Here is a 13,240-nt window from a genome sequence, read left to right as displayed (position 1 = left end):
GCGATTAACCATCGACCGCTGGCGGGGGTCTGCCTAGATTATGCTATATTGAAGCGGGTTGTTCCGGAGGCGGCAATGCCAACCAAGGTGACCGACGATGGTCAGGTGACGATCCCGAAAACCGTGCTCGACCATCTGGGGATCGGCCCCGGCAGCGAGGTCGATTTCCGCCGCGCTGCCGACGGCAGCATCGTACTGGAAAAATTCAAGCAGCCGGGGGAGCCGATCGAACTCAGGGATCTGGTCGGGATTGCCGGACCCGGACTCTCCACCGAGGAGATCATGGCGATGACTCGCGGGGAGTGATCCCGTGACGCTGGTCGATTCAAACATCCTGATCGATATCTTCAGCCAGAATCCGCAATGGTGGCATTGGTCGCTGGAGCGGATGGAAGAGGCTGCTCGCGGTGGGCCTCTTATCATCAATGACGTGGTCTACGCCGAGACGTCAATTCGCTTTCGCAGCATTGATGAGTTCGATGTGGTGCTGGAAAAGGCCCGCCTGACGATCTCGCCGATTCCGAGGCAAGCGCTTTTTCTCGCGGGCAAAGCCTTCGCGCGATATCGCAACGCCGGAGGCACGCGCACCGGTGTATTGCCTGACTTGTTTATTGGTGCTCATGCCGAGGTGGAGGGCTTGCCGCTGCTGACGCGTGACCCACAGCGCTACCGCACCTATTTTCCAAAAGTGCAGTTGATAGCACCGGCCGCGGAGTCCTGAGTCCCCCAAAAGAAAGGGGCCCCAGCTTGCGCTGGAGCCCCTCGACGGAGCGGGCATTGCCGGGTATTGCCCGAACCGTAGTTCTGGGCGCGAGCCTTGCGGATCGCGCCCCGGGAGAACTTACATGTTGTAAGCGCGCTCGGTGTGCTCGACGAGGTCGAGACCCTCGCGTTCCACCTCGACGGTGGCGCGCAGGCCGACGATGAGATCGACGACCTTGTAGAGGATCGCCGAGCCGATGCCGGACAGCAGCAGCGTGGTGCCGACGCCCCAGCACTGCGAGATCATCTGGGCGGCGAAGTCGTAGTCGCCGACCTTGCCGGCCGCGTAATCGTAGACGCCGGTGCCGCCGAGCGCCGGGTTCACCAGGATGCCGGTGCCCAGCGCGCCGATGATGCCGCCGATGCCGTGAACGCCGAACACGTCGAGCGAGTCGTCATAGCCCAGCGCGTTCTTGATCACGGTGCAGAAGAACAGGCAGACCCCGCCGGCCACGATGCCGAGCACGATAGCCCCCATCGGACCGGAGAAGCCGCAAGCCGGGGTCACCGCGACCAGGCCCGCCACCGCGCCCGACAGCGCGCCGAGCAGTGAGGGATGGCCCTTGATCATCCACTCCGCGAACATCCAGGCCAGGGCCGCCGCGGCGGTGGCCAGGAAGGAGTTGGTCATGGCGAGGGCGGCGCCGCCGGAGGCTTCCAGATTGGAGCCGGCGTTGAAGCCGAACCAGCCGACCCACAGCAGCGAGGCGCCGATCATCGTCATGGTCAGCGAGTGCGGAGCCATCAGCTCCTTGCCATAGCCGGTGCGCTTGCCGATCAGCAGGGCGCCGACCAGGCCGGCGACGCCGGCATTGATGTGCACCACGGTGCCGCCTGCGAAGTCGAGCGCGCCCTTCTTGAACAGGAAGCCGGCATCGGCGTTGACGGCGTCGAGCGCGGTCTGCGCGGTCGCCTTGGTGGCGTCGTCGGTGGCCGCGGCAAGCGCCTTGGCGGCGGCGTCGATCGCATCCGGGCCAGCCCAGTACCAGACCATATGCGCCATCGGCAGGTAGATCAGGGTGATCCACAGCGGGATGAACAGCGCGACGGCCGCAAAGCGGGTGCGTTCAGCGAAGGCTCCGACGATCAGCGCGGGGGTGATGGCGCAGAACGTCATCTGGAAGCAGACGAAGATCAGCTCGGTGATATTGGCGCCGACCGTGAAGCTGCCGCCCATCGAATCGGTGGTGATGCCGGACAGGAAGGCCTTGGAGAAGCCGCCGATGAATTCCGAACCGCCGGTGAAGGCGAGGCTGTAGCCGTACAAGGCCCAGATGATGATGGCGACGCAGACCGTGTAGAACACCTGCGCCAGCACCGAGAGCATGTTCTTGGAACGAACCAGACCGCCATAGAACAGCGCAAGGCCGGGAATCGTCATCAACAACACCAGCACCGTGGCGGTCATCATCCAGGCGTTGTCGCCCTTGTTGACCGTTGGCGCGGCGGAGGCGGCAGTCGCGGCGAACATGCCGACTGCGAGTGCAGCCAGTCCCGCGCCGTAGGGACGTTTAAACGTCATCTTGTTTACTCCTGATTGAATAAGGGTGAGCGCGAGATCAGAGGGCCGCGGCATCGGCTTCGCCGGTGCGGATCCGAACAGCATGGTCGAGGCCGAGGACGAAGATCTTGCCGTCGCCGATCTGGCCGGTCTTGGCCGCCGTGGTGATGGCCTCGATGGTCTTGTCGACCTGGTCGGAGGCGATTGCGACTTCGATCTTGATCTTGGGCAGGAAGCTCACCGCGTATTCGGCGCCGCGATAGATTTCCGTATGGCCCTTCTGCCGGCCATATCCCTTGACTTCGGTCACCGTCAAACCGTGAACGCCGATGGCGGTCAAGGCGTCACGGACTTCTTCGAGTTTGAATGGCTTGATGATCGCCATAACAATTTTCATGGGTCATATCCCCGCTTGGGCCCGGCCGATACAGGACCGGGCACGATCTCGACTGAGGTTCACCACGCGGAGAAGTTCACTACGCGGGCACAGCCAATCCAGATAGAATCAAATGCCGTGCCAGATCGAAGGAACTGCCTAACAGTATATAAATGCGATGCTTTTCGGCGTGACCGCAGCGCAGCACCGGTCGCCCAAAAGGTCACCGCCCATTTCTTAATCAGACATGGGCAAAAAGCGCGCATGACAGAGTCCCGACATAATCGTGCTTACGCCACAGGCAGGATGGCGGTACCATAGTAGGTGGCTGGTCTATTGCAGGGCTTCGCCATGCTGGGAAATGTCGAGACCTTCGATCTCATGCGCGCGGGAGACGCGCAGCGGCACGAACACACCCACCAGCTTGAGCAGACCGTAAGTGGCGGCTCCCGACCACAGCAAGGTGACGGCGACGCCGCCGAGCTGGATCACCAGCTGCCACGGATTGCCCTCGATCAGGCCGGAGGTTCCGCCGATCGCCGCGGTGGCGAACACGCCGGCCAGCACGGTCCCGGTCAACCCGCCGATGCCGTGAACGCCGAACACGTCGAGCGAATCGTCATAGTTGAAGCGGTGCTTCAGCCAGGTGCAGGCCCAGTAGCAGACCAGCCCGGCAATCACCCCGATCACCAGCCCATGCCAGGGTTCGACATAGCCGGAGGCCGGCGTGATGGTGCCGAGCCCGGCGACCGCACCGGAAATCATGCCCAGCACCGAGGGCTTGCGCCGCGTCAGCCATTCGATTCCGCCCCAGGTCAGCGCGCCCGCGCAGGCCGCCAGATGGGTCGAGGTAATCGCCATCACGGCGCGGGAATTGGCGGCCAGCGCCGAGCCGCCATTGAAGCCGAACCAGCCAACCCAGAGCAGGCCGGTGCCGATCACCGCCAGCGACAGGTCGAACGGCGACAGGTTGTCGGCGCCGTAACCATGGCGGCGGCCGAGCACCATGGCGCCGACCAGCCCGCCGGTGCCGGCGGACAGATGCACCACCAAGCCGCCGGCGAAATCCAGCACGCCGGCGCGCGCCAGGAAGCCGCCGCCCCAGACCCAATGCGCCAGCGGCACATAGACCACCACGAACCAGAGAATCGAAAACAGCAGATAGGCCGAAAACCGCATCCGGTCGGCGACCGAACCGGCGACCAGCGCCACGGTGATGACCGCGAAGGTCATCTCGTACAGCATGAACAGCGCTTCCGGGATGGTCCTGGCCAGCGGATTGACCCCGTCCATGGTCATGCCGGCGAGGAACACGCGGTCCAGCGATCCGATCCAGGCGCCGTCGCCGACAAAGGCCAGCGAATAGCCGAACGCCACCCACAGGACGGAGATGATCGCCACCGCGGCCAGGCTCTGCGCCATGGTGGCGAGCACGTTCTTCTTGCGCACCATCCCGGAATAAAACAGCGCCAGCCCGGGAATGGTCATCATCAGCACGAAGGCGCTGGCGACCATCATCCAGGCGGTGTCGGCGGCGCTGATGGTGCCGCTCAGGGCCTGGGCCTGCGCCGGCGTCGCCAGCAGCCCGGCGACCAGCGCAACAACAGCGGCCAGCGCGGTGCTGGCTGCACAATATCGACCCGTCATGATGCCCCCGGATATCGGATGGCGCAGCGCTACCCGGCGCCGTCGCCCCATTGCAATGGTTTGGCGTCGGCGCTCACAGCGCCTCGGCGTCGGTCTCGCCGGTGCGGATCCGCAGCGCGTGCATGATCGGGGTGACGAAGATCTTGCCGTCGCCGATCTGGCCGGTGCGGGCGCTCTTGGTGATGACCTCGACCGCCTTGTCGACCAGGCCGGAGGCCACCGCGATCTCGATCCGCAGTTTGGGCAGGAAATTCACGATATATTCGGCACCGCGATAGATCTCGGTGTGGCCCTTCTGGCGGCCATAGCCCTTGACCTCGGTGACGGTCATGCCGTGCACGCCGATGTCGGTGAGCGCGGTGCGCACCTCGTCGAGCTTGAACGGCTTGATGATGGCGATGACGAGCTTCATGAGGCCAACCTTCTGATCGCGAGAACAAGGCGCGCCGGACCGGAGTCCGGCGATTCACCCCTCTATATGCCGGGTTTAGCGGCAAAGCGCGCAAAAAATAGGCTGGCGGACCTGACCGCGAACTGCGGTCGTGCCACGGGATTTGGCGCAGGTGGCGCAGCCGCTCGCGCCACTATCGCGCTGTATCAGAAATTAGCTTGCCGGCAGTGTGATGACGGCACCAACCCCATCGGCTTGACCGCAGTCCGGCACGATGCCGCCACCTTAAAGCTCTGCAAGTTCAACGGCTATCGAAAGACCAAACCCGAAACCGGGCATTGTTTCATCGAGGCGTCGTCCGGGCTGCAGTCCGTTTGCAAGCCGAAACATTTCGAGGTGCTTGGTCGGCGCAACGAACTGACCGAACTGCATCTCGAACTCGGCGCCGACATCCGGAAGATGAAGGATGTGGATGCGGTCGATCATAAGTGGCGCGACGCCATTTCCAACTAACGGAAAGCGGCCGACCCTCTGCGTCGGCCGCTAGTTTATCTGCGAACAGGAACCGCCGTCACGCGCGGGCGTTAAGGCAGCCGCCGGCTGATCAAAGCGTTCTCGAGCGGTGGGCACTGGTTCGCGTGAAGTGGGCACCGGTTCGCGTCAAGAAAACGCGGCGAAACAACAATCCAGAGCTCCGGTTCTGATTGATCAGAACCGGAATTGCTCTTGATCATCATCCTTCCGAAAGTCATGCGATGCAGACCATCAGTGCCGCCGGGCTCTCTCCGATCGTCATCGTTGCTGGAGCCCGAGCGGTCTGATGGTCGCCGGCATCGCCCCGATCCCCAAATTCTGAGGTCGATTGTGCAGCAGACATCCCACACCTCAGCGCGCGGGATTTTTCCGCTTCTGTCGCTCAACTTCTTCATGGCCGACATGCAAGCCGGCATCGGCCCATTTCTCGGCGTCTTCCTTCTGGCCCATGGCTGGCAGAGCGGCATGATCGGCACCGTGCTGACGGTCGGCGGCGTCGCCGGCATGTTGATGACGACGCCTGCCGGAGCGCTGGTCGATGCCACCAACCGCAAGAAGCTCTACGTCATCATCCCCGGCATCTGCACGGTCATCGCGTCCGGACTGGTCCTTCTCTCTCAGGAATTCTGGCTGGTGTCCGCCTCACAGGTCGCGACAGCGATTGCCGGGGCCGCGATCGGCCCGGCTGTGTCGGGAATCACGCTCGGCATGGTCAAGCAGGCCGGCTTCAACCGGCAGAACGGCCACAATCAGGCGATGAACCATGCCGGCAATGTCGTGGGCGCAGCACTCTCGGGATTTCTGGGTTGGCAGTTCGGCTTCCACGCGGTGTTCTGGTTGGCGGCATTTTTCGGCGTGCTGTCGATCGCCTCGGTGCTGATGATCCCGGGCGATGCGATCGACAACGCCGCCGCGCGCGGCGCCAAGGTGGGCGGCGATGGCAGCACCACGGTCGGTGGCTTTGCCGTCCTGCTCGAATGCAAGCCCTTGCTGATCCTCGCGGCGGCACTGGCGTTTTTCCATCTCGGCAACGGCGCGATGCTGCCGCTCTATGGGCTGGCGGTCGTTGCCAAAGACGGTGCGGACGCCACAAGCTTCGTCGCGATCACGATCGTGGTTGCCCAGACGGTCATGATCCTGGTCTCCTTGATCGCCATGCGTCTTGCGGAAAAGGAGGGCTACTGGCTGGTGATCCTGATTTCCTTCATGGCGCTCCCCATCAGAGGCGTGGTCGCGGCCTATTCGATGAACAAATGGGGCGTCTACCCGGTCCAGATACTTGACGGAATTGGCGCAGGCCTGCAGAGCGTCGCCGTGCCTGGCTTGGTCGCTCGCATTCTCAATGGCACTGGTCGGGTCAATATCGGCCAGGGTGCGGTGATGACGGTTCAAGGCCTCGGCGCCTCGTTGAGCCCCGCCATCGGCGGCTGGATCGCGCAAGAGATCGGATATAATTCGATGTTCCTGATTCTCGGCGGCTTCGCCCTGGGGTCGATCGCACTCTGGGTCCTGTTCGCACCTCTGCTCAAGCCTGCCTGCATACAGACGCCTGACGACCCGTCCGGCGATGCCGGGATCCCCATCCGGAGCGCCGTGTAACGTGACCGCAAGCCTTGCCCAAATTGCGGCCTGGGGCCTCGTAGCCATGGGCACGGCTGGCGTGATCCTGCGCCCCTTCGGTTGGCCGGAATATATCTGGGCGGTCGTCAGCGCCGCGCTTCTGGTCATTCTGCAGTTGCTATCCTGGCACGACGCGTTGGCCGCCGTCGCCAAGGGCATCGATGTCTACCTCTTCCTGATCGGCATGATGCTTCTCGCCGAGATCGCGAGGCAGGAAGGTCTGTTTGATTGGCTGGCAGCTCATGCCGTCGGATACGCGCGAAATTCGGCACGACGACTGTTCTTCATCGTCTATATCGTCGGCACCGTCGTGACGGTGTTCCTGTCGAATGATGCCACCGCCGTCGTTCTGACGCCTGCGGTCTATGCGGCGACGCGCGCCGCCAAGGTCGAGCCGCTTCCCTACCTTTATATCTGCGCATTCATCGCCAATGCGGCGAGCTTCGTGCTGCCGATATCGAACCCTGCCAATATCGTCGTCTACGGCGATAAGCTGCCGCCGCTGATGGCCTGGCTACGCTTGTTCGCCCTGCCCTCGCTGGCTGCGATCGTCGCGACCTATGTCGCCCTTCGTTTCACCCAAAGATCGGCGCTGAACGTGGTCGTTGCCTCGCCGGAGGAGAGCCTGCCGCTGTCGCTTGGAGGCAAGCTCGCAGCGTCCGGCATTTGCCTGGCTGCCACCGGGTTGATCGTGGCGTCGTCCTTCGGACGGGATCTCGGTCTGCCGACCTTTGTCGCAGGCGTCGCAACTGCTGGTGTTGTCCTGGCAGCCACGCGCACGTCGCCTTTGCCGGTGATCCGCGGCGTATCGTGGTCGGTGCTGCCGCTCGTTGCGGGGCTGTTCGTTCTGGTCGAGGCTTTGAACAAGACGGGGCTTCTGCCGGCTCTGGCCTCGGCGCTCGAACGGCTCGCCCAATCGTCACCGGGCGGCGCCGCATGGATGTCCGGACTATCGTTCGCCGTCGCCTCCAACCTGGCCAATAATCTGCCAATCGGTTTGATCGCCGCCACCGTCAATCATGGCGTGCAGCTTCCGGAAACCGTCACCGCAGCCATCCTGATCGGCGTCGATCTTGGTCCCAATCTGTCGGTCACCGGATCGCTCGCCACCATTCTCTGGCTAATCGCTTTGCGGCGCGAGGGGGAACTCGTCTCCGCACTTCAGTTCCTGAAAGTCGGCGCCATCGTCATGCCCCCCGCGCTGATCCTGGCGCTCGCGACACTGATCTGGTGAGGCTCAAAACTGACGATCGAATCAGGCGTGGAGGAAATCACGGAGCCATCGCCAATCCGCGCTTCTTGCGGAATCAATAGGTTAGGCGATTCGCTCGGTGATTGGTTTGACACGGACCGGCTGGCGGCCTCACTCCGCCGGGTTCTCGCGGCGCTCGCGCACCGAGCCCTCCTGCGCCACCGACGCCACCAAAGTGCCGTCGGCCTTGAAGATCAGGCCCCTCGTCAGGCCGCGGCCGGATTGCGCGCTCGGCGAATCCTGGGCGTAGAGCAGCCATTCATCGGCGCGGAACGGGCGGTGAAACCACATCGCGTGGTCGAGGCTGGCCGGCATCATCCGCTTGTCGAACAAGGTGCGGCCGTAGCGTGCCATCACCGCGTCGAGCAGCGAGAAATCCGACGCATAGGCCAGCGCGCACATATGCAGCGCGGGATCGTCGGGCAGTTTCGCCGCGGTGCGGATCCAGACATGGATCTTGCCGTCGTCGATCTTCTTGCCGAAATAGCGCGACAGCTCGACCGGGCGCAGCTCGATCGGCCGGTCGCTTTCGTAATAGCGTTTGATGAAATCCGGCATCTCCTTGAAGAACGGCTGCTTGGAGATTTCCTCGGCGCTCAGCTTCTCCGGCGGCGGCACGTCCGGCATCTGGTCTTGATGGTCGAACGAGGTCGGCTCGTCGACATGGAACGACATCATCAGCGAGAAGATGGCGTGGCCGTGCTGGATCGCGGTGATGCGGCGGGTGGTGTAGCTCTTGCCGTCGCGCAGCCGTTCCACCTCATAGATGATCGGCACCGACGGATCGCCGGGCAGAATGAAATAGCAATGCATCGAATGCGGTAGCCGGCCTTCGACGGTGCGGCAGCCGGCGACCATCGCCTGCCCGATCACCTGGCCGCCGAACACCCGCTGCCACGAGGTCTTCGGGCTGGTGCCGCGAAACAGGTTCACCTCGATCGGCTCAAGATCGAGGATCGCGATCAGATCGATCAGGCTCTTGGACATCGGCATGGCTGGTTCCCTCGGTACGGTGGCGGTTTCACACCACGTTCGATGTCTGATAGATTGGCAGCAGATGTTGCGGCGCCGTTCCGCCGCCTGTTTCGCCCAGCTCCGATCGCCTTGCAAGAGTGAGGGCTGGCAAGAGTGAAGGTCGGTATCATGGCGCTACAGCGAGGCATTGTCATTGGAGGCGGGGCGTTTGCCGGATTGGCGCTGGCGCTGGCGTTGCGCCAGGGGCTCGGGCCTGAAATTCCGATCATCGTTACCGATCCGGCGCTGGCGCAGCGCCCGTCTGGCGATCCGCGCGCCACCGCGATCGTCGCCGCCTGCCGGCGGCTGTTCGACGTGCTCGGCGTCTGGGACGAAGTCGCCGACACTGCGCAGCCGATCCTCGACATGGTGGTGACCGATTCGGCGCTGGAAGACGCCACCCGCCCGGTGTTCCTGACCTTTGCGGGCCAGGTCGAGCCCGGCGAACCCTTCGCCCATATGGTCGAGAACCGGCATTTGATCGACGCGCTGACCCGCCATGCCGAGGCCGCCGGGATCGACCTGCGTCCGGTGCCGGTGACCAGCTACCAATCGCGGCCCGAGGCGACGACGGTGACGCTGGGCGACGGCAGCGTGATCGAGGCCAGCCTGCTGGTCGCAGCCGACGGCGCCAAGTCGAAGCTGCGCGAGCGCGCCGGCATCGCCACCTATGGCTGGGACTATGATCAATCCGGCATCGTCGTCACGGTCAGCCATGAGCGCGATCACAAGGGCTGCGCCGAGGAGCATTTTCTGCCGGCCGGCCCGTTCGCGATCCTGCCGCTCACCGGCCGCCGCTCGTCGCTGGTGTGGACCGAGAGCCGCAGCGAGGCGGCGCGCGTGATCGCGCTGCCCGACGATGAATTTCACGCCGAGCTGGAAAAGCGCTTCGGGCTGCGGCTCGGCGAGGTCAAGCCGCTGGATAAGCCCAAGGCGTTTCCGCTCGGCTATTTCGTGGCGCAATCCTTCATCGGCGAGCGCCTGGCGCTGGTCGGCGACGCCGCCCATGTGATCCATCCGATCGCCGGTCAGGGTCTCAATATGGGGCTGAAGGACGTCGCCGCGCTGGCCCAGACCATCGTCGACGCCGCGCGGCTCGGGATCGATCCGGGCCAGACCGACGTGCTGGAAAACTACCAGCGCTGGCGCCGCTTCGACACCATGGCGATGGGTCTGGCGACCAATTCGCTGAACCTGCTGTTCTCCAACAAGTCGACGTTGCTGCGTAACGTCCGCGACATCGGGCTTGGCATCGTCGACCGGCTGCCGCCGCTCAAGGAAGTCTTCATCCGCCAGGCCGCCGGCCTCGGCGGCGAAATCCCTCGGCTGCTCAAGGGCAAAGCGCTGTAATACCAAGGGCACGGCCTCTCGTTCGTCATGCCCGGCCTTGTGCCGGGCATCCACGCCTGGAAAGTCGTGCCGGATCAAAGGCGTGGATGGCCGGGACAAGCCCGGCCATGACGCGTGGATGAGTCGAAACCAAACGCCTTTGGTATAAGCACACGCCCGCGCGGTGCGGTGAGCCGCGACCCGCGCTTGCCTGTCACCACCCGCGAAAGCGGGCGGCCCAGTGTTCCAGGGCGGTGGTGATAACGACGAAGGCTGCGGCGTACTGGGTCCCCGCTGTCGCGGGGATGACGCTTGAGGATGTTGCGGCGCTGTGAGGGCCGCGGCTATGTAGCCTCATGGTGAGGAGGCGCTGTTGCGCCGTCTCGAACCATGAGGCGGACGCCAATATTCTACACCCTCATCCTTCGAGACGCGCGCCATCGGCGCGCTCCTCAGGATGAGGGGCCGTGCACGATGAGGAGCCGTGCGCGGTTTCCTCAGTCCAGCTTGCGTGCTTCTTCCGGCAGCATGATCGGGATGCCGTCGCGGATCGGGTAGGCCAGTTTGGCGCCGCGCGAGATCAGCTCCTGGCGGCTGGCGTCGAATTCCAGCGGCCCCTTGGTGATCGGGCAGACCAGGATTTCCAGCAATTTGCGGTCGACGGCTTCGGGCCGGTCCATGTTCGTCATCGTGGCGTCCTGCTTTGGCGAAGCGTTCGCCGGCGTGACCGGAAACGCGCGTCTTGATCTCGTGCCCGGTTCCGGGCTCGCCTGTTGTTTCCGAGATGGATTGCCGGATCAAGTCCGGCGATGACGCCGGATAAGGAATAATCCGCCGCCGGGAGGCCTCGGATTCTCGCTATCCCTATTGCAACGGCGGGTCGCCGCTGGTGCGCTTCTTGGCCAGATCCATTTCGGTCACCGCGATCAGGATCTCGGCCCGCGTCTTCAAATCGGGCGCTTCCAGCAGCGCCTGCTTTTCGGCCGCCCCATAGGGCGACATCATCGCCAGCGCATTGACCAGCGCCTCGTTCGGCGCGCTCTCGACGCCGTCCCAATCGACCTTGAGATTGTTGGCCTTGAGGAAATCGGTCAGCACCGCAAGCAGCGCCTCGCGGTCGACTTCCTCCTCGCCCTTGCGGGCGGTGAAGTCGTCGACATAGGGGGCGTAATCCACCCGGCATTGCCGATAGGGCGTCATCGCGGTCAGCTCCTCGGCGACCTTGAAGCGCGCAACGCCGGTGAGCTCGAGGATGTAGCGGCCATCGCCGGCCTCGGCGAGCTGGGTAATGCGTCCGACGCAGCCGACATGGAACAGCGCCGGCTTCTCGGCGTCGGGCGAATGCGTCACGTCGGGCTGGATCATGCCGATCAGGCGGTGGCCGTCGCGCAACGCGTCATCCACCATCGCCAGATAGCGCGGCTCGAAGATGTTGAGCGGCATCTGGCCGCGCGGCAGCAGCAGCGCGCCGGGCAGCGGAAAAACCGGAATCACCTCGGGAAGGTCAGCGGGCCCGCGATAGTCGGCATTGATCGGCATCAGCGGTTCCGGTGCTGCGGGTTGCGGGCTCTGGTCTGTTGTCTGAGCATGATCTTTTCCGAAAACCGGGATCCACTTTTCGCGATCACGCTCTAGGAGAACAGGATCGTCGACAATCGCTTGCGGCCCTCGATGGTGGCGTCGTCGGTCGGCCCCCAGGCCTCGAAAAACTGCACCAGCTGCTTGCGGGCGCCGTCCTCGTCCCATTTGCGGTCGCGCTTGACGATCTCGAGCAGATGGTCGGTCGCCTCAGCGCGCTTGCCGGCGGCATTCAGCGCGGTGGCGAGGTCGAAGCGGGCCTGATGATCGAGCGGGTCGGCGGCGACCTTCTGCTCCAGCTCGGCAACCGGGCCGAGCGCGCTGGCCTGTTCGGCCAGATCGATGCTGGCCTGCACCGCCGACACCGCGGCGTCACTGCGCTTGGCCTCCGGCACCAGCGCCAAGGTCTGCTTGGCCTGTTCGATCGCGCCGGTCGACATATAGCAACGCGCCAGACCGGCCAAGGCCGGGATGCTGCCGGCATCGACGTTGAGCACCTCGGCATAGATCGCCGCGGCGCCCGCCGGATCGCCCTCGGCGAACACAGCCTCTGCTTCCTTGAGAATCTCCTCGACGCTCGGCTCGCCGCCCGGCATGCCGGCAGTCAGCTTGTCGATGAAGGCGGCGATCTGGCTTTCCGGCACCGCGCCCATGAAACCGTCGGCGGGCTGGCCATTGACGAAGGCGATCACCGCCGGGATCGACTGGATCCCCATCTGGCCCGGAATCGACGGATGGTCGTCGATGTTCATCTTGACCAGCCGGACCTTGCCCTTGGCGTTGCGAACGGCCTTCTCCAGCAGCGGCGTCAGCTGCTTGCAGGGCCCGCACCATGGCGCCCAGAAATCGATCAACACCGGCTGGCGTTTGGATTCCTCGATCACGTCCTGGACGAAGCTCTGCGTCGTCGTGTCCTTGATCAGATCGCTCGGCTGTGGCGCTGCGGCGCCGCCCTGCTCCAATATCGTCACGTGATCCTCGCCTAATATGCCGGTAAAACGCCGTTGTAGCACGGCCCGTGACCTAAGTGGCGCTCGAAAGCCGGATTTGCAATCCCCGCGGGCCCTCCGGCCAATTCCGCCTCCTGGCTGCATCGCCTTGATATCGCGGCCGGTTTGGCTGGTTCCCGGAGCCCGCGCGGAGGTTTTTGGCAATTGCATGAAATCGGCCGAAGGCACTGTTGCATTCATCAGCGGCATTTGGCATAGCTCTGCGCGTTGCCGGTGCGTTGCGCCG

Annotated in this window: 14 protein-coding genes; 6 read left to right on the top strand and 8 right to left on the bottom strand. The window is 64.1% G+C overall.

From position 1 onward, the window contains the following. Positions 1 to 75 precede the first annotated feature (75 nt). On the top strand, positions 76 to 306 hold the full coding sequence (locus RBJ75_RS20095) for an AbrB/MazE/SpoVT family DNA-binding domain-containing protein (RefSeq protein ID WP_044406087.1): 231 nt from the start codon (positions 76 to 78) through the stop codon (positions 304 to 306). Between the two features lie 4 nt (positions 307 to 310). After that, on the top strand, positions 311 to 721 hold the full coding sequence (locus RBJ75_RS20090) for a type II toxin-antitoxin system VapC family toxin (RefSeq protein ID WP_044406084.1): 411 nt from the start codon (positions 311 to 313) through the stop codon (positions 719 to 721). A 120-nt stretch (positions 722 to 841) separates the two neighbouring features. On the opposite strand, the gene RBJ75_RS20085 is transcribed toward RBJ75_RS20090, so the two are convergent. The 4 genes from RBJ75_RS20085 to RBJ75_RS20070 form a co-directional block, all read right to left on the bottom strand. Further along, the gene (locus RBJ75_RS20085) at positions 842 to 2,284 is read right to left on the bottom strand and encodes an ammonium transporter (RefSeq protein ID WP_044406081.1); all 1,443 of its coding nucleotides are present in this window, start codon (positions 2,282 to 2,284) and stop codon (positions 842 to 844) included. A 37-nt stretch (positions 2,285 to 2,321) separates the two neighbouring features. Then, positions 2,322 to 2,660, bottom strand: a complete 339-nt coding sequence (locus tag RBJ75_RS20080) for a P-II family nitrogen regulator (RefSeq protein WP_044406078.1) — start codon at positions 2,658 to 2,660, stop codon at positions 2,322 to 2,324. A gap of 312 nt (positions 2,661 to 2,972) precedes the next feature. After that, positions 2,973 to 4,286: an ammonium transporter gene (locus RBJ75_RS20075; RefSeq protein WP_044406075.1), complete on the bottom strand. Its 1,314-nt coding sequence runs from the start codon at positions 4,284 to 4,286 to the stop codon at positions 2,973 to 2,975. Positions 4,287 to 4,359: 73 nt separating this feature from the next. Then, positions 4,360 to 4,698 (bottom strand): P-II family nitrogen regulator, encoded by a 339-nt coding sequence (locus tag RBJ75_RS20070; RefSeq protein WP_044406072.1) that lies wholly within the window; start codon positions 4,696 to 4,698, stop codon positions 4,360 to 4,362. Between the two features lie 66 nt (positions 4,699 to 4,764). Between RBJ75_RS20070 and RBJ75_RS20065 the strand changes: the two genes are divergently transcribed. From RBJ75_RS20065 to RBJ75_RS20055, 3 genes are all read left to right on the top strand, one after another. Beyond that, a complete protein-coding gene (locus RBJ75_RS20065; protein WP_160297906.1) occupies positions 4,765 to 5,190 on the top strand; it encodes a hypothetical protein in 426 nt (141 codons plus the stop codon). A gap of 414 nt (positions 5,191 to 5,604) precedes the next feature. Beyond that, on the top strand, positions 5,605 to 6,810 hold the full coding sequence (locus tag RBJ75_RS20060) for an MFS transporter (protein WP_052628819.1): 1,206 nt from the start codon (positions 5,605 to 5,607) through the stop codon (positions 6,808 to 6,810). Further along, positions 6,779 to 8,065: an arsenic transporter gene (locus RBJ75_RS20055; protein WP_044406067.1), complete on the top strand. Its 1,287-nt coding sequence runs from the start codon at positions 6,779 to 6,781 to the stop codon at positions 8,063 to 8,065. Before RBJ75_RS20060 ends, RBJ75_RS20055 begins: the two co-directional genes overlap by 32 nt. A 129-nt stretch (positions 8,066 to 8,194) precedes the next feature. Here the strand turns inward: RBJ75_RS20055 and tesB are convergent, their stop codons facing one another. After that, positions 8,195 to 9,070: an acyl-CoA thioesterase II gene (gene tesB / locus RBJ75_RS20050; protein ID WP_044406096.1), complete on the bottom strand. Its 876-nt coding sequence runs from the start codon at positions 9,068 to 9,070 to the stop codon at positions 8,195 to 8,197. Positions 9,071 to 9,226: 156 nt separating this feature from the next. Here tesB and RBJ75_RS20045 point away from each other — a divergent pair, with 156 nt between their 5' ends. Next, a complete protein-coding gene (locus tag RBJ75_RS20045) occupies positions 9,227 to 10,447 on the top strand; it encodes a ubiquinone biosynthesis hydroxylase (protein WP_276156235.1) in 1,221 nt (406 codons plus the stop codon). A 476-nt stretch (positions 10,448 to 10,923) separates the two neighbouring features. Here RBJ75_RS20045 and RBJ75_RS20040 read toward each other — a convergent pair whose 3' ends face one another. The 3 genes from RBJ75_RS20040 to trxA form a co-directional block, all read right to left on the bottom strand. Further along, complete coding sequence (locus RBJ75_RS20040) at positions 10,924 to 11,115, bottom strand: Trm112 family protein (protein WP_044416695.1); 192 nt, start codon at positions 11,113 to 11,115, stop codon at positions 10,924 to 10,926. Positions 11,116 to 11,290: 175 nt separating this feature from the next. After that, positions 11,291 to 11,965 carry an LON peptidase substrate-binding domain-containing protein gene (locus tag RBJ75_RS20035; RefSeq protein WP_044416693.1) on the bottom strand — a complete coding sequence of 225 codons (675 nt, stop codon included), beginning with the start codon at positions 11,963 to 11,965 and terminating at the stop codon, positions 11,291 to 11,293. Between the two features lie 92 nt (positions 11,966 to 12,057). Next, complete coding sequence (trxA, locus tag RBJ75_RS20030; protein ID WP_276156234.1) at positions 12,058 to 12,975, bottom strand: thioredoxin; 918 nt, start codon at positions 12,973 to 12,975, stop codon at positions 12,058 to 12,060. Positions 12,976 to 13,240 lie beyond the last annotated feature (265 nt).

The sequence above is a fragment of the Rhodopseudomonas sp. BAL398 genome (assembly GCF_033001325.1).
Lineage (GTDB): Bacteria > Pseudomonadota > Alphaproteobacteria > Rhizobiales > Xanthobacteraceae > JARJEH01.
This window is presented reverse-complemented; position numbering and strand designations above follow the sequence as displayed.